25 protein-coding genes are annotated in these 21,749 nt (G+C 55.9%); 12 read left to right on the forward strand and 13 right to left on the reverse strand.

From position 1 onward, the window contains the following. The first annotated feature begins 5 nt into the window (after window positions 1-5). The gene (locus MY069_RS14550) at window positions 6-470 is read left to right on the forward strand and encodes a GNAT family N-acetyltransferase (protein ID WP_482794507.1); all 465 of its coding nucleotides are present in this window, start codon (window positions 6-8) and stop codon (window positions 468-470) included. An 18-nt stretch (window positions 471-488) separates the two neighbouring features. On the opposite strand, the gene MY069_RS14555 is transcribed toward MY069_RS14550, so the two are convergent. The 4 genes from MY069_RS14555 to aroC form a co-directional block, all read right to left on the reverse strand. Further along, window positions 489-1,220, reverse strand: a complete 732-nt coding sequence (locus tag MY069_RS14555) for a hypothetical protein (protein ID WP_482794508.1) — start codon at window positions 1,218-1,220, stop codon at window positions 489-491. An 89-nt stretch (window positions 1,221-1,309) separates the two neighbouring features. Beyond that, on the reverse strand, window positions 1,310-2,083 hold the full coding sequence (locus MY069_RS14560) for a DUF481 domain-containing protein (RefSeq protein WP_482794509.1): 774 nt from the start codon (window positions 2,081-2,083) through the stop codon (window positions 1,310-1,312). Between the two features lie 71 nt (window positions 2,084-2,154). Then, a complete protein-coding gene (locus MY069_RS14565; protein ID WP_482794510.1) occupies window positions 2,155-2,688 on the reverse strand; it encodes a GNAT family N-acetyltransferase in 534 nt (177 codons plus the stop codon). Beyond that, window positions 2,688-3,776: a chorismate synthase gene (aroC, locus tag MY069_RS14570; protein WP_482794511.1), complete on the reverse strand. Its 1,089-nt coding sequence runs from the start codon at window positions 3,774-3,776 to the stop codon at window positions 2,688-2,690. Before aroC ends, MY069_RS14565 begins: the two co-directional genes overlap by 1 nt. Window positions 3,777-3,867: 91 nt before the next feature. Here aroC and pdxH point away from each other — a divergent pair, with 91 nt between their 5' ends. From pdxH to MY069_RS14595, 5 genes are all read left to right on the forward strand, one after another. After that, window positions 3,868-4,533, forward strand: a complete 666-nt coding sequence (gene pdxH / locus MY069_RS14575; RefSeq protein ID WP_482794512.1) for a pyridoxamine 5'-phosphate oxidase — start codon at window positions 3,868-3,870, stop codon at window positions 4,531-4,533. 122 nt (window positions 4,534-4,655) lie between these two features. After that, window positions 4,656-5,042, forward strand: a complete 387-nt coding sequence (locus MY069_RS14580; RefSeq protein WP_482794513.1) for a DUF4345 domain-containing protein — start codon at window positions 4,656-4,658, stop codon at window positions 5,040-5,042. Window positions 5,043-5,051: 9 nt separating this feature from the next. Beyond that, window positions 5,052-5,726, forward strand: coding sequence for an HAD-IA family hydrolase (locus MY069_RS14585; RefSeq protein WP_482794514.1), 675 nt, complete (start codon window positions 5,052-5,054; stop codon window positions 5,724-5,726). Continuing rightward, window positions 5,726-6,436, forward strand: coding sequence for an ATP12 family chaperone protein (locus tag MY069_RS14590; protein ID WP_482794515.1), 711 nt, complete (start codon window positions 5,726-5,728; stop codon window positions 6,434-6,436). Before MY069_RS14585 ends, MY069_RS14590 begins: the two co-directional genes overlap by 1 nt. Before the next feature lie 74 nt (window positions 6,437-6,510). After that, entirely contained in the window at window positions 6,511-7,776 is a 1,266-nt protein-coding gene (locus MY069_RS14595; protein WP_482794516.1) for a hypothetical protein, read from the forward strand. Window positions 7,777-7,779: 3 nt separating this feature from the next. Here the strand turns inward: MY069_RS14595 and MY069_RS14600 are convergent, their stop codons facing one another. Then, complete coding sequence (locus MY069_RS14600) at window positions 7,780-8,376, reverse strand: superoxide dismutase family protein (protein ID WP_482794517.1); 597 nt, start codon at window positions 8,374-8,376, stop codon at window positions 7,780-7,782. A gap of 59 nt (window positions 8,377-8,435) precedes the next feature. On the opposite strand from MY069_RS14600, the gene MY069_RS14605 reads away from it, so the two are divergent. Then, window positions 8,436-9,167 carry a TlyA family RNA methyltransferase gene (locus MY069_RS14605; RefSeq protein ID WP_482794518.1) on the forward strand — a complete coding sequence of 244 codons (732 nt, stop codon included), beginning with the start codon at window positions 8,436-8,438 and terminating at the stop codon, window positions 9,165-9,167. A gap of 3 nt (window positions 9,168-9,170) precedes the next feature. Here the strand turns inward: MY069_RS14605 and MY069_RS14610 are convergent, their stop codons facing one another. Then, complete coding sequence (locus tag MY069_RS14610) at window positions 9,171-10,040, reverse strand: AAA family ATPase (RefSeq protein ID WP_482794519.1); 870 nt, start codon at window positions 10,038-10,040, stop codon at window positions 9,171-9,173. Window positions 10,041-10,264: 224 nt separating this feature from the next. Between MY069_RS14610 and MY069_RS14615 the strand changes: the two genes are divergently transcribed. From MY069_RS14615 to MY069_RS14625, 3 genes are read left to right on the forward strand one after another with little or no spacing between them, the layout of a single operon-like run. Continuing rightward, window positions 10,265-10,651, forward strand: coding sequence for a flagellar biosynthesis repressor FlbT (locus MY069_RS14615; RefSeq protein ID WP_482794520.1), 387 nt, complete (start codon window positions 10,265-10,267; stop codon window positions 10,649-10,651). Then, window positions 10,644-10,955: a hypothetical protein gene (locus tag MY069_RS14620; protein WP_482794521.1), complete on the forward strand. Its 312-nt coding sequence runs from the start codon at window positions 10,644-10,646 to the stop codon at window positions 10,953-10,955. The genes MY069_RS14615 and MY069_RS14620 overlap by 8 nt, the downstream gene beginning before the upstream one ends. 35 nt (window positions 10,956-10,990) lie before the next feature. Further along, a complete protein-coding gene (locus MY069_RS14625) occupies window positions 10,991-11,641 on the forward strand; it encodes a MarC family protein (protein WP_482794522.1) in 651 nt (216 codons plus the stop codon). Here MY069_RS14625 and MY069_RS14630 read toward each other — a convergent pair. Next, the gene (locus MY069_RS14630; protein WP_482794523.1) at window positions 11,638-12,930 is read right to left on the reverse strand and encodes a hypothetical protein; all 1,293 of its coding nucleotides are present in this window, start codon (window positions 12,928-12,930) and stop codon (window positions 11,638-11,640) included. The genes MY069_RS14625 and MY069_RS14630 overlap by 4 nt on opposite strands. 232 nt (window positions 12,931-13,162) lie before the next feature. Between MY069_RS14630 and dksA the strand changes: the two genes are divergently transcribed. Next, window positions 13,163-13,579, forward strand: coding sequence for an RNA polymerase-binding protein DksA (dksA, locus tag MY069_RS14635; protein WP_482794524.1), 417 nt, complete (start codon window positions 13,163-13,165; stop codon window positions 13,577-13,579). 92 nt (window positions 13,580-13,671) lie between these two features. Further along, window positions 13,672-14,682 (forward strand): FliM/FliN family flagellar motor switch protein, encoded by a 1,011-nt coding sequence (locus MY069_RS14640; protein ID WP_482794525.1) that lies wholly within the window; start codon window positions 13,672-13,674, stop codon window positions 14,680-14,682. Between the two features lie 26 nt (window positions 14,683-14,708). On the opposite strand, the gene MY069_RS14645 is transcribed toward MY069_RS14640, so the two are convergent. From MY069_RS14645 to MY069_RS14670, 6 genes are all read right to left on the reverse strand, one after another. Beyond that, window positions 14,709-15,713, reverse strand: a complete 1,005-nt coding sequence (locus MY069_RS14645) for a TerC family protein (RefSeq protein WP_482794526.1) — start codon at window positions 15,711-15,713, stop codon at window positions 14,709-14,711. 81 nt (window positions 15,714-15,794) lie between these two features. Then, window positions 15,795-16,772 (reverse strand): NAD(P)H-dependent flavin oxidoreductase, encoded by a 978-nt coding sequence (locus MY069_RS14650; RefSeq protein WP_482794527.1) that lies wholly within the window; start codon window positions 16,770-16,772, stop codon window positions 15,795-15,797. Between the two features lie 45 nt (window positions 16,773-16,817). After that, window positions 16,818-18,281, reverse strand: a complete 1,464-nt coding sequence (locus MY069_RS14655; RefSeq protein WP_482794528.1) for an NAD(P)(+) transhydrogenase (Re/Si-specific) subunit beta — start codon at window positions 18,279-18,281, stop codon at window positions 16,818-16,820. A gap of 4 nt (window positions 18,282-18,285) precedes the next feature. Continuing rightward, on the reverse strand, window positions 18,286-18,618 hold the full coding sequence (locus tag MY069_RS14660; protein WP_482796717.1) for an NAD(P) transhydrogenase subunit alpha part 2: 333 nt from the start codon (window positions 18,616-18,618) through the stop codon (window positions 18,286-18,288). Between the two features lie 35 nt (window positions 18,619-18,653). Further along, on the reverse strand, window positions 18,654-19,766 hold the full coding sequence (locus MY069_RS14665; protein ID WP_482794529.1) for a Re/Si-specific NAD(P)(+) transhydrogenase subunit alpha: 1,113 nt from the start codon (window positions 19,764-19,766) through the stop codon (window positions 18,654-18,656). Between the two features lie 101 nt (window positions 19,767-19,867). After that, entirely contained in the window at window positions 19,868-21,748 is a 1,881-nt protein-coding gene (locus MY069_RS14670; RefSeq protein WP_482794530.1) for a DUF885 domain-containing protein, read from the reverse strand. Window position 21,749: the final 1 nt, after the last annotated feature.

Below are 21,749 nucleotides of genomic sequence, written 5' to 3' on the forward strand. Positions count from 1 at the left end.
CGGACATGATTGTCCGAGACTATACGCCTGCTGATGCCACCGCTTTCCGCGATCTCAACCTCGCGTGGATTGAGGCCTATTTCACGGTTGAACCGGAAGACCGCGCGCAACTCGAAGATCCGCAAATCCATATTCTGGACAGAGGCGGCGCCATTCTGATCGCCGAGTATGCGGGCGAACCGGTTGGCACGGTTGGTCTGGTTCCCGGACATGGTGACGGTGTTCTCGAGCTGATCAAAATGTCGGCGCGAACAGATGTTCAAGGCAAGGGCATTGGCCGCGCTTTGATGAAAGCCGCTATGTCGAAGTCACGCGATATGGGCGCGAAGCAGATTTGGCTGGAGACCAATACCAAACTCGAGGCAGCTTTGGCGCTGTATCGCAAATTTGGCTTTCGCGAACTCACCGGCGATGAGGTGACTCCGACGCCGTATGATCGCTGCAATTGCCAGATGCTATTGGACTTATAGTGGTTTCAATCTGATCAACTAGCCATATTTTTCGAGTGCTTCTTGGACATTTAACCTGGGAACTCGGAGGAACGCGCCATCGGGTTCAGCAGCGTCTATATCCAAATTATAAATGTCAAAATTTCGATTCGCCTCGGCATCTAGTCCCGTTACAATTACGTCGAACGTGTAGGACGGTTCAAGCGCGACGAACCAATGAACATTATCCTCAATTTTGCCAATCGAAGATAGATCGCCCGTTGCGACGATATCATCAAAACTTGGACGCACGAGCATCGAGTCTGCATCGAGTGCGACTTGGTCATATTGGCGCAAATAGAAACGGCCGGAGGCCACCAAATGCGCGGATACCATGTTGCTGTGGCCATGCGGAATGATCGCTCGCCCTGTACCTACTGCGAACAATTTTGGGATAAATGAAAGCTCGCGAACATCATCATCGGCGAACTCGATTTTGGCGGTAGCTACACCCAAGTTAGCAAATTCAACTTCCGTTTTAAGGCGCTCAAAGTCGATTTCTTTCAGCATTTCCTCTAGATGAAAGTGATTATTGAACTGTGAGAGCCCCGTGCGCCAATCGGAAACGGAAATTGTTTCGCCGAGCAGCATGGCGGTCAGTTCATCGGTCTTTTTCAACCAAGTTCTCGAGTGCTCCGTAATCGGGGCAGCCAACATTTTACTATTTGCCACTGTAGAAATGAGGGCAGTGGCGGTTGAGAGTTTTAGTACCAGATCGCGTCTTGTCAGCATGTCCCAACTTCCTGCGCCTTTGATAGTTGATACGCGATCATTGTTCAGAAAATTGGGCAATGCGGGATGTTGATCAGGAGTTCAGGCGCTTACTTCCCAAATCCATAAACCAGCGAAACGCGGCTAATTGTGTCTGTGGATTCGAATCCGTCGACTGGATCAGTGTCGTGACGTACTTCGAACGAAACGCGGGCAGATAGCGTATTGGTCAAAGTTGCCGTAATCGCCGCAACGTTTCCGATTTGCGTCGATGTGTCGGCATAAACGACGGTCGAATCATTGGTGAAGGCGACATTGTCATTGAACTGGTGAGCGAAATTTGAGGCGGCTGTTGCACCAAACGATTCTTCGGTGGTCGCTTCGCTCAGCAGAGTTGGCGGCACGGTCGTCGCATCGAAAACAGCTTCGATTTCGTCAATCTTGAGACCTGGGCCGCCGCGCACCGTCCACTGCGTCGCGTCGCCGTTCAGAACTTCATAGCCGAGACCGCCACCGATAAAGGCGCGCGATTCGAATCCTGAAAACTCGTCGCGCTCGTAGGTCAGCTGACCAAAGCCGAAGAGACGATCATTGATCTGGCGGTCAAGATTGGTGCCGAGGAAAATCCGGTTCTTGGTTTCATCGCCGTCAGTTTCGCCATAATCGGCGCTGGCTTGTAGACCGACTTTCCAGACATTCATGGTCCGGGTTGCGTCGACGGCAAGGCCGAGATCTGTGGTTTCAGTGTTGCCGGTGGTAACACCAGCGCTCAGTGAGCCCTCGCCGCTCCAACCGTTTTCGCTCGCGTCTTGCGCGTGAGCTGGCAAAGCGATCGTCATGGCGCCCGCAAAGGCAGCGAGTTTTAGAATCTGGGAGAATGTCATGTCTAGCTCCTGTGATTAGACGGGCGCGACATGATCTAAAAAAGCTGAATCCAAAATGAACCAGTGCAGTTTTAACTGCCGATCTGCCCACGGTGTCGCAATTTTGCATCGGCGAGCTGAGCGAGAGAGGCGCCGGAAAGACGATAGCTTAAACGGTCTTCGACACGCTCAGCACCAAGTGACTCATAGAACTTGATATCTCCGGAATTGTCAGCTTTGACGGGCCAATCAATCCGGGAACCTCCCTTCGAAATGGCGTAATCAGCGATCCATTGCATGAGTTGGAGGCCAATGCCCCGGCTTCTTTCACGCTTAGAAACATACAGTTCTTTCAGAAAACACTGTTTCGAATGGAGTGGACGTGGGTCAACCACGGAATGAATGAACCCAATTGCTGCAAAGCCGATGATGGATCCACCTTCCTCGCTCGCGACGATTAATTCCAAGCCTGATGAAGCGGAAAGCAGATTCTCAGATAGATGGTGCCTAAGGTCGTCATCGGTGATGGACGCGGTTGGATTGTAGAAGCTGAAAAGTTCCTTCAGCAGATCGATAATGAGGTCCGATCGATCCAAGCTGAGCGGTTCAATTTTTGCGGCAGACATTACCCGATCTGTCCACGGTGTCGCAATTTTGCATCGGCGAGGACACAGGCCAGCATCGCTTCTGCGACGGGGACTGCGCGGATTCCAACGCACGGATCGTGGCGGCCTTTGGTGCGCACATCGACCTCTTGGCCGTCGCGCGTCACCGATTTCGTTTCGGTGAGAATTGACGAAGTGGGTTTAATCGCCACCCGGACAATCACGTCCTGACCAGTAGAGAGCCCGCCCGCAACCCCGCCATTATTGTTCGACAGGAAGCGCACGCCATCATTGCCCATGCGCATCTCATCGGCGTTTTGCTCGCCCGTATAAGCGGCTGCGTCAAAGCCAGCGCCAATCTCAACGCCTTTGGCTGCATTGATGCTCATCATGGCCATGGCGAGCTCGCTGTCCAGCTTGCCATAGATCGGCGCGCCCCAACCAGCCGGAACGCCTGAAGCCTGCACTTCGACCACTGCGCCGACCGAGGAACCGGATTTGCGGACCTGATCGAGATAGGTTTCCCACTGCTGCGCCATTTCCGCGTGCGGACACCAGAACGGATTGTCGCCAGTAATGTCCCAATCCCATTTCTCGCGATCGATTTTGTGTTCGCCAATTTGAACGACTGCGCCGCGAATTTGGATATCGTCGCCCAGCACGCGCCGGGCGACTGCGCCGGCGGCGACTCGCGAAGCCGTCTCCCGGGCAGAGCTCCGTCCGCCGCCGCGATAATCGCGCACACCATATTTTTGGTCATAAGTGTAATCAGCATGACCTGGACGGTAGCGGTCGCGGATTTCAGAATAGTCCTTCGAGCGCTGATCGACATTCTCGATCATCAAACTGATCGGGGTTCCGGTTGTCACTTGTCCGTCGGTGCGATCATCTGCGAACACACCAGAAAGGATTTTGACCTGATCAGGTTCCTGGCGCTGGGTGACGAAGCGGCTGGTGCCCGGGCGGCGTTGATCCAAGAACGTCTGCACCCAAGCCTCGTCGAGCGCCAAGCCTGGGGGGCAACCGTCAACAACACAGCCAAGCGCCAGTCCGTGGCTTTCGCCCCAAGTTGTGACGCGAAATAAATGTCCAAATGTGTTATGCGACATAAGGGCTAATCCGTGGTTGCGATGCTCGCGGTCTCCTATATGCAAAACCGGCGCCTGCCAAACCCCTAACGCCTTCTTTGGATCAGACTGAATGACCGATGTGCCCGTTTCCATCCCAAGATCGCCGTCATCAGCGGACTATGCGACTGAGGGTGACCGCCCGCTGATCCCGGACACGGACCAGCCATTTGAACTGCTTGAGCTTTGGTTGAAGGAGGCCAACGCGCATGAGCCGAATGATTCCTCGGCCATGTCACTGGCGACGGTGGATGCAGTTGGGATGCCTGATGTCCGCATCGTTCTACTCCGCGGCTTGAGCGCGGATGCAGGCCTGCAATTCTACACCAATTATGACAGCGCCAAGGGGGCTCATATCGCTGCCAACCCAGGCGCTGCGATCTGTTTTCACTGGAAGAGCTTGCGGCGCCAAGTTCGGGTCCGCGGCAGAATCGAAAAAACGACGTCCGAACAGTCCGACAGCTACTTCAAACAACGCGCCCCGCAATCCCGCATCGCCGCGATCGCGTCCGATCAATCTCGGCCGCTTGAAACGCGCGAGACCTTCAATCAACGCGTCGCCGAGATTAGCGCGATCTATGGCGATGATGATGACATTCCGCGCCCCGAGCATTGGGGCGGCTATCGCTTGATCCCATCGGAGTTCGAGTTTTGGCAAGACCAAGCGTTTCGGATGCATGATCGGCTGAAGCTGATCCTCGATGGTTCGACATGGACGAGTTCCCGCCTATATCCTTAGTCAGATTGATCATTGGACAGGGCGGCGGATATTTGGTCTGTTCCACAAATGGAGGCGAGACAAAAGCGGCGTTTGAAGCTCGCGCAAAAGAAATCTCGTCGGGCATTGTGGAGGTTTAGAACATGAAATTAGGCTTGCAGATCGGGCTCGGGATATTGTCCCTTATCCCGCTTGCCTTCGGCGTTTTGGGCATCATGATAGGTGCGTCTTACTTTATGCCGGACGGCGGCTATCCGGCGGCGATCGATAATCAACTTCGCTACCTGTCGGCGATTTATCTGCTGGTCACGATGTTGCTTTGGTGGACGATCCCGAATGTCGAGAAACACGGAACGGTGTTGGCTTTCATTTGTGCGGCGATTTTTATTGGTGGGTTGGCGAGATTACTCTCGCACAGCACGGTTGGTCCGGGCCTTGAGACGCAATTTGCGGGCATGGTGCTCGAGCTTGCCTCGCCTCTATTCCTGTTCTGGCAAAGACTGGTTGCGAGAAAGGCCGCTGCCGCCTAAAGGGCGGCCATGAGTTTAAAACTGGCAATTTGGGATATGGATGGCACCATCGTGGACAGCCGCGAGGTGATCCAATCGGCAATGGTGCGCAGCTTTGAAGCGCTTGATCTGCCGCCGCCGCCCTATGAAGAAACCCGCAAGACGATCGGTCTTGGTTTGGCGGAAGCATGTCAAATTTTGGCGCCCTCTGTTTCAGGCGCCAAGCTGGATGCTTTGGTGGACGCCTATCGCCAATCCTTCGTTCAATTGCGCGCAGAAGGCGACGGGTTTGAGCCACTTTATGAGGGCGCGACAGAAACGCTGAAACGCCTGGCCGATGATGGTTGGTTATTGGGCATCGCAACCGGCAAGGCGCGACGCGGGATCGACGCTTTCTTTGAACAACATGGCTTGCGCGAACTGTTCGATACGACCTGGTGCGCCGATGATGGGCCGGGTAAGCCGCATCCGTTCATGTGCGAGCAAGCGATGGCGTCGGTTGGTGCAGAGCCGGATCAAACGCTGATCATTGGCGACGCTGTGCATGACATCCGGATGGGGTTGAATGCTCATATTCACACAATCGGGGTCAGTTGGGGCTTTGGCCAGGCGCATGAGCTCGAAAGTGTCGGCGCGCACGAAGTTCACCATGACTTTACGACCTTGAATGCTGGTCTCGATCAATTTGCGGAGCGGGTATCCTAATGGACAAGACCAACCTCCCAAAGCGGTTCTACAAACAAGCCTCAGTTTCTACTTGCAATGGCGGATATTCCGTCGAGCTTGATGGGCGACCGATCAAAACGCCTGCCAAAGCAACGTTGACCCTTCCCAGTGAGGCGCTTGCTCGGGCGATTGCTGAAGAATGGACCGCTCAAGGTGAGACACTTGATCTTCAAGGCATGACACTCACCCGGCTCGCGAATGTCGCGCTCGATCGTACACCAGAAACACGGGAAGAGCTTGCCGAAGAATTGGCGCGTTATGCGAGCACCGACGTGACTTGCTATCTTGTTGAAACCCCTGCGGGCTTGCGTGAGCGGCAAGAAACGGCATGGCAGCCTTGGCGAGACTGGGCTGGTAAAGAGCTTGGGATCGTCCTTGTCCCGGTGGTTGGATTGATGGCCAGTCCGCAGCCACCAGCGAGTTTGGATGCCGTCCGCGACTATGCGATGGATCTTGACGATTTTCGGCTGACGGCGCTGGCTTGGGGGTGCAGTCTTTTGGGGTCAGCCGTTTTGGCGCTTGCGGTAGAACGCGGCGCGCTTGCGGCATCAAAGGCCTTAGCCGCATCTTGTGTGGATGAAACCTGGCAGGCTGAGCAATGGGGCGAAGACGAGGAAGCGATGGCAGTCCGATCTGCGCGTGAGAAAGACGCGAGCGCCCTGGAGACCTGGTTTAAAGCTCTGCGATAGAAATCAGCGGCAAACCGCTGTCCTCCTTGACTAATTTCACATTCTCGCGTCCTGTCGGGGTGGAGGAGGACGTTATGCGACGCATTGGTATAGTCTTGCTGAGTGGCCTGTGCCTCACAGCTTGCGCTTCGATTGGAAATATGGCGGCGGTCAACAAGAAAGAGACCCTTGGATCGGGCTTCGGCCGCGCATCAGCGCCGGCGGGTGTCTTCATTGATGCAGAGCAACGCGCCGTGCTCTCCAATAATCGAAGCGATTCAGATCATCGCGTCGTCTGCGCAGAACCCGCACCGGATGCGCTCTCAGCCATCGCCGCGCAGGCAGGCGTCAGCGTCTCCGATATTTCGAATGCGGTGTCTGCAGAAGGCGGCGTTTCCGAAGCGGCTGCTAATATCGGCCTGCGGACGCAAACCATCCAAACCCTCCGCGATGGATTCTATCGGGTTTGCGAAGCCTATATGAATGGGCTCTCGCAAGAACAGTACTCGATCATGCTGCGCCGGTTTCAAACCAATATGATTGCGCTGCTGGCGATTGAGCAGCTGACTGGCTCGGTTAAAGGCGGCGATGCAATTGTCAGCGCGTCTGCTGGCAGTGACATGAACTATCGCGAACAATATTTGCAACGCGCCGCGATGGCGTCCGCCGAACAAACTCGTCTCAGCAATGAGATTGCATCCGTGCAGGAAGACGTAACGGTTCTGGAAAATGTTCAAGACCAGTGTTTCGGCGCGCCGGACGCTCCCGGTTGCTCTGGCGAAGAAGTCGAGCGCCGTGGTCGAGAGATCAGCGATTTGAGGTCACGCGCCCGCGCTTTATCGAATGCGCAAGCGTCCGCGGCCGCCACTGAACAAACTAGCAATCGCCTGGCTGAAACAGCGCCATCTGCAACTGACTCATCGGCGGGGGGCGTCACCGGATCGTGGCCATCGACTCCAGCCTATCCGCCATCTTATGCGGTGGCCGAAGCCGTACGCGACATCACCATGGCGCTGATCCAGAATGATTATGGTGTACAGCTCTGTTTTGAACATTTGCGGCACGCGCCAGTCAGAGGTGAAACGGCCCTTTCGGCGCACTGCAACAAGGTCATGGATGCCTATGTGACACAGCTTGAGAACGCCAATGATATGCGCCTCGAGATCCAAAGAGCGCAAGCCAACCTCATGGAAAGTGTCGCCAATGGCGATGTCTCCGCAGAGGAGGCTAACCAGCTGATCCCAGTCCTCGACATGACATCTTTGGACGAGATCGCACCCGCGGCCGGCGCGCGTACACTCACGATCGAAGATCCACCATTGGCGACCGCGCCCTTGCCACCGCCGCCAACCCGGCAATAGCGGCTAGCGGATCACCGCACACGCCACGCGTGGACCGGCTTCGCCAATCGGCTGGGTCATGTGGTCATCGCGATTTGCATGGATAATCAATGCCGTGCCATCTTCGTCTGCGAGCTCTGCGCCCGATATGAGGGTGGTGAAAGCTTCATATCCTGCGGATCCGTCGGCACCGGCCCAAATGTTGGGAACATCGCCCGCTTCAGGTCCAACCGGGTTGAGTAAGCCATGTCCGTCCGGAATTTTGCCGACATGTCCGCCCGAGAGTTTAAACTCGCCAGCATCGCTGCAATCTCCAACTTGGTGAAGGTGCAGACCATGCCAGCCAGGGGTTAAGCCGCCCGGTTCAATCACCGCTTCTATGAGAAGCCCGTTTGGGCCATCTAAGATATTGAGGCTGCCAATCACGCTGCCGTCGACGCCGACAATCTCGCCGCCCATACGCAGCATGGACGGGAACACGCCATCCGCTGGACCAAGCGCTTCTGCAGCACTCGGCAGCTGTTCTGAAGTGTCCGGCACGGATGGGGTTTCGTCTTGAGCCGGGGCGTCTGCGCAGGCGGCAAACGGCAAAAGGGCGATGAGAAGGGCTTTACGGATCATAAGATGGGCTCCATTGGCTGTTGATCGTGAGTGTAGAGCGTTCGTTGGAGTTGTCAGCCGTGATAGAAAAACTTGATCGGGCCGATAAAATACTTGTTGCGCTGGGCCATTTTCAAAGCCGGGCCGCGGCGCAATCCGCGATCGCTGCGGGTAAGGTCAAAATCGGCGGCCGAGTGCTCTTAAAACCGTCGGAGAAGATCTCAGCGAACGCCAAGATTGAAGCGGAGGCGGAGCATCCTTGGGTTTCTCGCGCCGGGATAAAGCTCAATCACGCGCTCGATATATTCGAGGTCGACCCGAGCGGCTTGCATTGTTTGGATATCGGCGCATCAACCGGCGGCTTCACCCAAGTGCTCTTAACCCGCGGCGCCGCACATATCGTCTCTGTCGATGTCGGTAGAGATCAACTGCATGCGGGCTTGCGCGATGATCCGCGGATCACCTTGTTGGAGGCCACCGATGCCAGGGCTTTGACCCCAGAACTCGTCCAATCACCATCAGATCTCGTGGTTTGCGATGCCAGTTTCATCTCTCTACACAAATTGCTGACCGTGCCTCTGTCTTTGACGGCCCCGCGAGCCAAGCTTATCGCCCTCTTCAAACCGCAATTTGAGGTCGGCCGCGAATATGTCGGCAAGGGCGGTATCGTCAGCGATACCGGCGCGGTTGAGCGCGCTGAAGATGCGTTTGTCGATTGGCTCGCGTCGCAAGGCTGGCGAGTCCGCGCGCGCGCAGACAGCCCGATCAAGGGCGGCGATGGCAATGCGGAGCGTTTGGTTTTTTGCGACTAAGAACTAGCCCGCGGGACCGCGCGGTGTCGGGCCAGACTGACGCCGGTTGAGGAAGGCCAGCCGTTCGAAAAGCGCCACATCCTGCTCGTTTTTCAGCAGGGCGCCGTGCAGAGGCGGGGTCAGTTTCTCCGGATCCTGCTCGCGCAGGGTCTCCAGATCGACGTCCTCGTTCATCAGCAGCTTCAGCCAATCAAGCAGCTCTGAAGTTGAAGGCTTTTTCTTCATGCCCGGCACTTCGCGCATCGAGTAGAAAGTTGTCAGAGCGTCTGAGACCAGCTTGTCTTTGATGCCGGGATAGTGGACGTCGACAATCTCTTTCATTGTCTGTTCGTCTGGGAATTTGATGAAATGGAAGAAGCAGCGGCGCAGGAAGGCGTCTGGCAGCTCTTTTTCATTGTTTGAAGTGATGATCACGATCGGGCGTTGCTTCGCTTTGACCGTCTCATCGGTCTCGTAAACATAGAATTCCATGCGATCGAGTTCTTGGAGAAGATCGTTCGGGAATTCGATATCAGCTTTGTCGATTTCGTCGATCAGCAGGATTGGGCGCTTCTTGGCGGTGAAGGCTTCCCACAGCTTGCCCTTCTTGATGTAGTTCTTAACGTCTTTGGCCCGTTCTTCGCCCATTTGGCCATCACGCAGGCGCGAGACCGCATCATACTCATAAAGGCCCTGCGCGGCTTTGGTGGTCGATTTGATATGCCACTCGATCAACTCGCATCCGAGGGCTTTCGCGACTTCGATCGCGAGCACAGTCTTACCGGTTCCCGGCTCGCCCTTGATGAGCAGCGGACGCTCCAATTGGATCGCGGCGTTCACAGCCACCCGCAAATCTTCAGTTGCGACATAATTCTCGGTGCCTTCAAAGCGCATGGGAAGCCTCTTCGTTTACGTTTACGCTAAGGATAAGCCTGAGGAGGGCAGAAGCAAGGACTTACGTGGCGAGAGGTCTGTGATTCGCGATAAATGCTTTGTGGAGGTCTGTCCTGGACCGGTTAACCATCTGAATCTAATCGGCTTTCGAACCCATGTTACCAAACTGAAAGTGTGCGTTAACCATTGCCGCGTAAACCAGTTTACGACTGGGAGCGTTATAAATGCCACTCAAACTGTCATTGAAGCCAAATGAAGCGGTCGTTGTGAACGGCGCTGTGCTGCGCAATGGCGACCGACGGGGCACCATCCTCCTACAAAATCACGCGCGCGTTTTGCGTCAAAAAGATGTGCTGCAACCTGAATCCACTCAGAGTTCGGTGGAGCACCTCTATTTCGCTGTGATGCAAATGTACCTGACGGGGCAAACCGAAGGGCAGCTTTACGATCAGACCGTAACCGCGATTGCCGCGCTTATGGATGAAACAAAGGATGAGACTGAGCGCGATCTATTGATCCAGGTCTCAACCGCCTGCGCTGCTGCTGAAACTTACCAAGCTCTGTCTTTGTGCCGCAAACTATTGAAAGCGGCGGGGGCGAGGAATGGCTGATCGATCTACGATGATAGAACTCCCCGAACCCTCTCCAATTGTCTCTCTCGACGAGGGCATCGCGCTGATTGAAGCCGGCGATGCGCCTGACACGATTTGTGTAGATATCGGTCACAATAAGATACTGCGCGCTGACGGCGTCAAAGGCCTAGCTGGCTTACTGCAACGTTTGCGCGGTCATCGTATGATTTTGACGCTTTCGTCTGGCGAGAGCTCCTCCAGTGTTGTGCCTATGCGTTCTGGCAAACCCGACATGCATCCGGATGTGGCTGCAATCCTCGACGCGCTCAAGGATCAAGGCTAGGGGGCCAGCCTCTGTTTTGATTGAGGGAGCCGATAATGTCCGGCGAATTCATTTCCATTTTTACTGCGTCCTTCGTGACCTTCTTTGTTTTGATCGACGCGCTTGGTGTCGCGCCCGTATTTGCATCACTGACAGTCCGTGGCCCCGCGAGCTATCGCCGCTCTATGGCGGTGCGTTCGGTCTTGGTCGGCACACTGATTATTTTCGGCTTTGCCTTTTTTGGCGCTTGGCTTTTGGAAAAACTTCATATCACGATAGACGCCTTCCGCGCGGCGGGCGGGATCCTGCTATTTATCATCGCACTCGATATGGTGTTCGAGAAACGAACAGAGCGGCGCGAGAATCGGGCTGAGTCGGTTCTCGCCGACAATGAGGACACAGATACCGAACTTGATGATGTATCGGTGTTTCCGGTGGGCATTCCGATGCTGGCAGGCCCAGGCTCAATCGCCACCGCGATGCTGTACATGTCTCAGCACGATGATTGGATCGGCAAGGGCGCCGTGCTCAGCGCGATCGGCGCAAACATGTTGATCTGTTTGCTGATCTTTCTAGCCGCAGGCCCGCTGGTCAAAGCGATGGGCGAAAGCATTGCAGGTGCCATCACGCGGATCTTTGGTGTGATCCTGGCCGCACTGTCGGTTCAGTTGTTGATCGATGGAATCAAAGGCGCGTTCGGGATCTAGGAACGGAAGCGGATGGTCTCGGCTTGGATGAGCGCAGAGAGCGTCGTCCAGATCAGCGCCATGCCAAGCGCCATCAGTCCCATCACTTGCAGGGCTAGGCCGTAGCTCCATTTGACGCCAATCTGGGCCAGACCGAGCACGTCAGGGCCAAGTTCGCGGGCGAGCGCGACGGATCGGTGCCCGCCAGATTCCGATAGCAATAAAGCGCGGCGCATGTCTTCTGGTGTGCGAGCCTGTTCAACTAGCCGAATGGCGCCGGAAGAACTTGTCAGTTCCGCGATGCGTGCAATGATCATCATGTCCCGCGCCAGCCGCTCGCGAGCTTCAGGCTGGAGCGTGGTTTCATAGGCTTTCACGACCTCAACGGTTCGCGCTTCTGTGGTCATCACAGGTTCGAAGGCGGTGGCGAGTTCGGCGCGCAAAATTTCTTCTGGTAGCGCGTCTTCAACCCGGCTGTTCAAATATCTCACAAAGCGATCATTGAGCCGCCCAGCACGGTGCGCAGCGCGCAAGATCGACGCCGCTTCGAACACCGCTTGTGATTCAGGATTGGGATCGTCTTGGGTCATCAGTCCGAGGGCGCGCAATCGCAGCTGCAGCCCATCAACTTGTTCTTGCGCGAGCCAACGTTGAGAGCGCCGCGTTAGGTCGGCGGGGTCGCCGAGCAGGAAGAACGATCCCTTCGCCGAGAACGGCTCGTCGACGGGAGACAGTTGAAAGGCATTGCCCGTCGCCCGCGGTGTATCTTCTTCCACCTGAGGTTCTTCAGTGTCTACGTCATCTTCATCAGACGTGTCGTCTTCGGTTGCCGCTGGCTCAGGCGGTGGGGGCGGTGCGGTTGAACGCTGATACGCAGCGCGTAAATCCTCCGGCAGAAAGAGCAAAGCTGCGCGCGCCAGTCTCTGGTCGCGGCTGCCAGAACTTTCAGCGTCCGCTGCGGCGAGCACTGCAGCGGAGTCCTGTTTGTTCAACATCAAAGGCGCGGCCAGCAAATATCCACGTGCGGCGGAGAAATCGCGTTCATCGATGGTTTGTCCGATCCGCTCAGCCCAGGCCCGGCGCTCTGTCCCATTGGGGATAACTAAGGCGCGGAATTCGTCTTCGATTTCTTGGCGGGTTTCGGTGCGGGCATCCAAACTCAACGGGTCGGTCGCAATATCGGATGTGTAGGCAGCGATAATGATTCTCGCGGCGAAAATCGGAAGCAGGAGGATGAGGCTATTGAACAGCAAAGATTGCCGCCATGTAGACGGGCGCTCGATTTCTCGTTGCCGCCATCGGGAGGTCATATACTCGGCCCGGTCCTGTTTTCTGTCTTACGCAGACTGCCTATCTCTTTAGCGCACGAAGCGGCCCCAGAGATCAAGTCTTCGTTACGTGATCAGCTGCAAAAGCCGTGTATAAGCCCCGCCAACGCCACATTTCGCCCTAGGCTCTGGGGCCAATGATCTGATTATTGCGATTGCGTATCTAACGTGACCGCAGTATAGGGCGCGCAAACTCGGTAGAGGATTTGATTCCATGGCTGACTTTGATCTCAACGGTTATACGCCGTCTGACAAAGAAGATTTCATGAATGCCAAGCAGAAAGCTTACTTCCGCAAGAAGCTTGAAGATTGGAAAGATGAAATTCTAGATGGCGCGAAAGTGACCATCGGAAATCTGAGGGCGGAATCCTCAAATCACCCGGATCTTGTTGACCGTGCTTCGGCTGAAAGCGACAAAGCATTAGAGCTGCGCACGCGCGATCGTCAGCGTAAACTTATCTCTAAAATCGACGCCGCCATCCGTCGGATTGATGATGGCACCTATGGCTATTGCGATGATACTGGAGAGCCAATTGGTCTGCGCCGATTGGAAGCTCGTCCAACCGCAACGCTCAGCCTTGAAGCGCAAGAGCGCCACGAGCGCAATGAACGCGTCGTTCGTGACGATTAATTGAGCGATTCCCGGCAGACGGACTCGAAAATCCTAACGCTTCATTAACCGTGTTAACGCACTGATAAGCTTTCCTCGGTGACAGGTGCAGAATGCGAGACGGTCCCAGCAATCCGAAGACACTTGATCGGCAGGGCTCTGCCGATCTGGATTCGGCTGTGGAAAACGCAGACGAAGACGCCGTGTTTCCAACCGCGCGGGGCGTTTTGACCGCCGCGGAAATTGAAGCGCTGCTGCGTCCTGAAACCCTTAAAAATCAAACGGAAGTGCCTCCGCTGCCGCAATCAATTGAGCCGCAAGAGACGGTGATATTCGATGAAGCACTCACCAAAACAGATGATCGTGCGAGCGAACATTATCGCGTGCTCGGCGCTCGCATGTCGCGCGCGCTCGCGCTGGGCACAGGCCTCAAAGCAGCGGTCACGCTGAGCGAGGCGGCCACAATTGAACGCACTGAACTTCCCGCACTGCTGAATGGAAAATCGAGTGCGATTGCTTGTCTTGGGCCGTCAGAGACGGACATCCATGCCTTGGTTTGTCTGCCGCCCACGCTGTCCGATGCGATCATTGCGAAGGCTTGTGGCGCGCGTGGATCGACCGGCCGAATTGGTGATGGTTGGACCCTGAGTGCGATTGATTGTGCCTTGCTCGAGCAATTGCTGGTGCCGCTTGGAGACGTGATTGGCGACGGTCTTAAACTGCAATCGATCGAAACCGATATTCCCTATGTTTGCAGCCTATTATCGTCGTCGAATGTGTCGATTGGTGACTTTTCCGTTGAAGCGCCTGGCTTGCATTCCGAACTCGCAGTCATTCAATCAGAATTGCCCGAGGATAAACAGGCGACGGCCGACACACCAGCTGCGCCTGTGCCTGTGACGGCTGTGCTTACCGCGCGCTTGGCGAGCCTTACCGTGCCGCTAAGCCGGATCACCGAACTCAAAGCGGGCGCGACCTTGCTCCTTGGTTTGCCAGCGGATCAGCCGGTAGAGCTGCTCTCAGGCGGCCGAGATGGCGAACCTGCCTTTGAGGGCCGGATGGGCCGCAAGAGCAATAAAGTTGCGGTGAAGATCACGAAACGCGCCCGGACGCTCGACACATAATCGGTGAGCGCCCGTCGCTGTTCCGATCACCCAATATTTCCATGCTTCGCGATGTGCGCATCGACGGCTTTGATCGCATCATCCGCTTTATTGCCTGAACTGCGCAATTCCGCTTCGCGCTGCGCCCAGAGCCGCTTCTGGTAATTGGTTGAGATGATGTCGGTGATGATCAACACCCCAACGACCAAATAGAAGCTGGATTTGCTCATCGCATCGATGGGGAAGGTAAACAGTTTTAAATGCGCGAGATGCGCGCCTTCGGTCACCAGCAGAACCCCGACCAGGAAGAGAATGAACAGGCCAAGCACTTCATACATGCGATTGCGCTTGAGGAAGTCGGCAACATAATCAGCCAGCAAGATCATCACCACGCCGGAGGACAGAATGGCAATCGCCATGATCCAAACTTGATAGTCTTTGCCGGGCGCGCAGCCGACGGCGCCCGCAACCGGATTGGCAATCAAATCGGCTTTACACTGCACCACAGTGCCGGTGAACGTACTCAACACGTCGCCAGAGGCATTGACGACATTCGCAACCTCAACATTCGCAATCGCCATCGCTGACAGGATCGAGTCGAACGAGAAAACGGCGTTCATCAATACGATCATCGCAATCGCTTGCAAGATGGATTTACCGGCCGATCCTTCAGTGTGCTCGATATGGTCGACGGCCAGTAAGTGATGAATCTCTTTGATGGCTGTGTAGATGATGAAACCGCCACCCGCCAAAGTGACCAGCGCTTGGAGGGTGAACTCGCCCTCAATCACACCTTTGAATGCGACGTTGAACAAAGGCTCTGCCAAGAGTGAGAACAGGTTGACGATAACGACCAAGAGAACAATTCGCAGGATCACGGCGATGGCGATCCCCCAACGGCGCACCATGGGCGCTTTTTCAGGTCCGACGCGTTGCGATTCAATTGAGATATAGAGCAAATTGTCGAAGCCGAGCACGGCTTGCAATAATAGCAACATGAACAACGTGAACAGGCCGCTGACGGAAAACACTTCTGCGATGATCTCGCCCATCATGGATCCCCTTAGATGGTTATCTGATGGGGAGAGCTTAACCTGAGTCAGGTGATTTGGAAGGCCGCGAGATGTTACGGTTTAGGCGAGCATGCCCGACATGCGCTGCTTAATGACATCTTCGGCTTCGGCGACGATGCGATCGATCAGTTCTTTGACGGTTGGGATGTCGTGGATCAAGCCTTGGACCTGTCCAGCCGACCAGATACCGCCATCAGGATCGCCAAGCTCCATCGCATTGCGACCGCGGCTGCCGGCGACGAGATGTTGGACGTCTTCAAATTTGGCGCCGCCCGCGCGTTCAATCTCAACCACTTCTGTACTGACCGCATTCTTCATGACGCGCGCTGTATTGTGCAGGGTGCGGAAGATCAGCTTTGTGTCGCGCTCGTCATTCTCCACCATTTGGCGTTTGAAGTTCTCATGGATCGGGGCTTCTTGAGTGACGCAGAAGCGTGTGCCCATATTCACGCCATCGGCGCCAAGCGCCAGCGCCGCCGCGAGACCGCGGCCATCACCAAAGCCGCCGGAAGCGAGCATGGGTACGCTCACTTTGTTGGCCGCTGCCGGGATCAGGATCAGACCTGGAATATCATCTTCACCTGGGTGACCGGCGCATTCGAAGCCATCAATCGAGATCGCATCTGCGCCCATCCGTTCCGCCGACAAAGCGTGACGGACGGCCGTGCATTTGTGGATGATCTTGATGCCGTGCTGTTTGAAATGATCGATATGCTCTTTCGGCTTATAGCCTGCAGTTTCGACAATCTTGATGCCGCCTTCAATGATGGCTTGACGATATTCGGCATAAGGCGGCGGTTTGATCGCCGGTAGGATGGTCAGGTTCACGCCAAACGGCTTGTCCGTCATCTCTTTGGTGCGTGCGATCTCTTTGGCGAGATCTTCTGGCGTTGGCTGGGTCAGAGCGGTCAGGAAGCCGAGGCCGCCTGCATTCGCGACGGGTGCCACCATTTCGGCATAGCCCACCCATTGCATGCCGCCTTGGACGACAGGGTGTTCAATTCCAAACTCTTCGGTGAATCTCGTTTTGATCGCCATGCCCGACCGCTCCCTTATTTTGTTAGTGTGGATATCGCCCCGCCATCAGAGCGACTTGACGATATCCTCGACCATTTTCTTCGCATCCGACAAGAGCATCATCGTATTGTCGCGGAAGAAGAGTTCGTTCTGGATCCCGGCATAGCCAGAGCCCATCGAGCGCTTGATGAAGAGCACCGTGCCGGCATTCTCAACATCCAAGACAGGCATGCCATAGATCGGCGAGGTCTTGTCGGTTTTGGCCGCAGGGTTCGTCACATCATTTGCGCCAATCACGAACGCCACTTCCGAATTCCGGAAATCGGAATTGATGTCTTCAAGTTCGAACACTTCATCATAAGGCACTTGGGCTTCAGCGAGCAGGACGTTCATGTGCCCTGGCATCCGGCCCGCCACGGGGTGGATCGCGTAAGAGACATCGACGCCTTCTTCTTTCAGCTTGTCGCACATCTCTTTCAGCGCGTGCTGAGCCTGAGCCACCGCCATGCCATAGCCCGGCACGATAATGACTTTAGATGCATTTTTCATGATAAAGGCCGCGTCTTCAGCTGAGCCGCGCGTGAACGGACGCTCTTCTTGGCCACCTGCAGCTGCCGCCGCATCATCGCCGCCAAAGCCGCCCAGGATAACCGAGATGAAGCTCCGATTCATGCCCTTACACATGATGTAAGACAGGATCGCGCCTGAAGAGCCAACCAAAGCGCCAGTGATGATCAGCGCGAAATTGCCGAGTGTGAACCCGAGCGCCGCGGCTGCCCAACCAGAATAAGAGTTGAGCATAGAGACCACGACCGGCATGTCGGCGCCGCCAATTGGAATGATCAGCGTGATGCCGAGCACCAAGGCGAGCCCCGTTAGCCCCCAGAAGGCCCATGTGGCGCTACCGCCGCTGCCGACTAGGATTACGATCAAAGCGACGATACCGACGCCAATCGCAATATTCAGCAAGTGGCGTGCAGGTAAAAGAATAGGCGCGCCAGACATGTTGCCGTTGAGCTTCGCAAAAGCGATCACAGAGCCGGTAAAGGTCAGCGCCCCAATGGCTGAGCCCAGCGATAACTCAATCAGGGACGCTGTTCCTATTAGGCGGACTTGGGCGATCAATGCGCCTGTGTCGATATCTGTGACCGACAAGGACGGGCCAGCGATGCCGAAACTGACCGGCGCATAAAGCGCCGCAGCGGCTACGAGCACGGCGGCAAGGCCAACCAGCGAGTGGAACGCCGCCACAAGCTGCGGCATGTCCGTCATTGGGATCTTGCGGGCGATGTAGGCGCCAATCCCGCCGCCAACGAGTGCGCCAGCCGCGAGAATGCCCCACGTCGTGGCGTCCAGCGCATTCCAGAATAAAGCCAGCGTCGTGCCCACGGCGATCGTCATTCCGATCATACCATTGCGGTTTCCGGCGCGGCTGGTGGCTGGGCTAGAGAGCCCGCGGAGGGCTAAGATAAATAGGATCCCAGAGGCCAGATAAAGCAAAGGGGCCCAAGTCGATTGGAACTGTTCCATCGGACTAGTCTCCTTTCTTTTTATACATGGCCAGCATGCGCTGGGTGACGAGGAAGCCGCCGAAAATATTGACGCTCGCGAGCGCCACGCCAACGCCGCCGAGGGCTTTTGCGATCCAGCCGCCTTGAACAGCGCCGGACGCAGTTGCAGCGACAATCGCGCCAACAATGATCACGGACGAAATCGCATTGGTCACCGCCATCAAAGGCGTGTGCAAAGCCGGGGTCACCGACCAAACGACATAATACCCGACAAAACAGGCCATCGCGAAAATCGCGGCCAAGTAGACGGTGGGGCTAATCGTGCTGGCTTCTGCAGCATAGGCGGGCAGGGCCATCGCTCCTGCCACAGCGCCCAGAATTAGGGCTTTTCTCATGAGGAAATCCTCTCATTCACAGTCTCGCCGCCGCGCGTGAGCAGCATTGCGGTGACAATTTCATCATCTGTCTCAAGGTTCAGGCTGCCATCTTCGGCTGTGATCAGCGGCAGGAAGGCAATCAAATTCTTGGCGTAGAGGGCGCTGGCATCAGCGGGCAGGTGGGCCGGCAGGTTTGTGAACCCAGCGACTTTGACCCCATCGGAGTCGACGACTTTATCGGGCTCAGACAGCGGGCAATTGCCGCCTTGGCTGACCGCCATGTCAACAATCACTGAGCCAGGGCGCATCGTTTTGACCATGTCTGCGCTGACCAGGACCGGCGCGGCGCGACCGGGGATCAGAGCCGTGGTGACCACGATATCCTGTTTGGCAATGTGGCTGGCGACGAGTTCAGCTTGTTTCTTCTGATACTCTTCAGACATTTGCTTGGCATAGCCGCCGGCCGTTTCAGCGGCTTTGAATTCTTCATCCTCGACCGCAACGAATTTCGCGCCGAGCGACGCGACTTGTTCTTTCGCTGCCGGACGAACATCGGTCGCCGTCACGACGGCGCCAAGGCGCCGCGCGGTGGCAATCGCTTGTAGGCCTGCGACCCCAGCGCCCATCACGAAGACTTTTGCTGGGGCGACCGTGCCCGCGGCCGTCATCATCATCGGCATGGCGCGCCCATAAAGCGTCGCGCCCTCGATCACCGCGCGATAGCCTGCCAAGTTGGACTGGCTTGAGAGGGCGTCCATGCTTTGCGCTCTGGTAATTCGTGGCGTGAATTCCATAGCCAGAGTGGTCGCTTTTTTCGCATTGAAAGCGGATGCATCGAACTTGAACGGATCCAACAGGCCGATGACGGTAACCCCATCTGGCAATTTAGAGGCATCCGGCGTCCGAACGCAGAGCAAGACATCTGCCCCTTTGGTGACGCTGGCGGCCGTCTTTGCGACTTTGGCGCCAGCTTCGGTGTAAGCTTCGTCAGTATAGCCTGCTGCGAGGCCAGCAGCGGCTTCCACCGTCACTTCATGGCCCAAGCCGACATATTTCTTGACCGTTTCGGGTGTGGCCGCAACGCGAGCGTCGCCCTCGGCCACTTCTTTTAGGACTGCTAGTTTCATAACGCTCCAATAGGGTAAGATCTTGCGATCGTGCAACAAAAAAACCTAAACGATGGAATCAGCTTTCTAAAAAGCTTCCTCTACGGGAATAGTCTTGCGGGTTAAGATTGTGACCGGATCCAGGTCTCAACATTCTCCTCTAGAATTTGAAGCGGCACCGGACCATCCTTAAGTACGACATCGTGGAAATCGCGAATGTCAAAGGCGTCGCCGAGCCGTTCTCGCGCATTTTCCCGCAGCTCAAGGATTTTGATCATTCCGATTTTATAGGCTGTGGCTTGCCCGGGCATGACGATGTACCGCTCAATCGCTTTGCGGCAGTCGCCCTCGGGGTTGGGCGTGTTTGTCAGCAAATAGTCGATCGCTTCTTCTCGGGGCCATCGTTTCTCATGCAGGCCTGTATCAACGACCAGCCTCGCTGCCCGCCACAGCTCCATCGCGAGCCGTCCGAAATCGGAATAGGGGTCTTCGTAAAAGCCCATCTCTTTTGGCAGAAACTCGGAATAGAGCCCCCAGCCCTCGGTATAAGCTGTGAAGCCGCCATATTTCCGGAATTTCGGAATGCCGTTGAGTTCTTGGGAGATGGCAAGCTGCATATGGTGTCCAGGAATGCCTTCATGATAGGCGAGCGCCTCCATTTGATAGAGTGGCATATCCTGCATGCGATATAGGTTGGCGTAATAGACTCCGGGGCGTGAGCCATCTGGCGCAGGACGCTGATAGAACGCTTTTCCGGCGGCTTTCTCGCGGAATGGTTCAACCGCTTTGACGTCTAATTCGGCTTGCGGAAACGTATTAAAGACGCTGGGGAGCGCTCCGCGCATTGTATCAATCATCGCCGTCGCTTCAGCGAGATATTCCGCTTTTCCTTCATCCGTATTGGGTTTGAAGAATTGCGGGTCGGTTCGGGTGAAGTCGAAGAATTCTTGGAGCGTACCCTCGAACCCAACTTGCGCCATGATCGCGCGCATTTCGCCATGGATCCGATCGACTTCGGCCAGTCCAAGGTCGTGGATCTCGTCTGAAGTCATGTCCGTCGTCGTCATTAATTCGAGACGCGCATTATAGTAGGCGGCGCCATCATCGTGCTTCCACGCACCATCATCGGTCGTAGCGTGGGCCTTGTCCTCATCGACCCACTGGATCAGTTCGAAATAGGCTGGGTAGACGTGATCCAGTAAGGCTCCGCGGGCCTCGAAGTCGAGTGCATCGGCCTCGTCTTGTGAGATGCTGCCATTGGTAACGAGCGCATTCACTTTGCTCATGAAGTCTGCATAAAGCGGCGATGGACGGTCTGAGCTGGCGCCCTCGAATGGGTAGCCGTCAATCACATTGCCCGCGCCTTCGATGACAAAATCATAAACAAAGAGCGGCGGACGAATGCCTTGCTCTGCGGAAGCCTGAGCATTTGAAAGATGTTGTCCGAGATAGGTTGAGACCCCTTCAAGCCGAGCGATGTAGGCCTCGGCATCGGATTTACTCGTCACCTTATGTTGACCGATCAGGAATGAGGCGATCGAGGCGTGTGCGCCGCGCATTTGGCTGAAGGAATATCTGTGGCCTCGCCACTGATTAGCGATTTCATCGCGTTCCAGCTCATATTCAGCCAAGCGGAATGAGAGTTTTCCTTGGTCGGTGAGCGCTTCAGGATCGAACAATTCGCGCATTTCAGCGACATCGGCGCGTAAAATCTCCATCTCGGCATCGCGCGCTGCATCGGTCACATCATCCCATTTGTCATAGTTCTCCCGGCTTCCGAGAAACGTCGCGCGCATAGGGCTGCGAGAAACAGACTCATTATATTTGGTTTCGAACCATTCATTCAGCCGCGCAGTTTCTGCCTCTTTTTCGGCATTAACGGAGGTTACGTCCGTTGCGGACGAGGTCTCGGGCGTGTTCGATTGCGAGGTTGGAGATTGCACACCGCAGGCGACCAACGCGGCGGCAGAAATTAGAGGGAGAATTGAGGCTGCGAAACGCATG

It is taken from the genome of Hyphomonas sp. ske169, assembly GCF_056850855.1.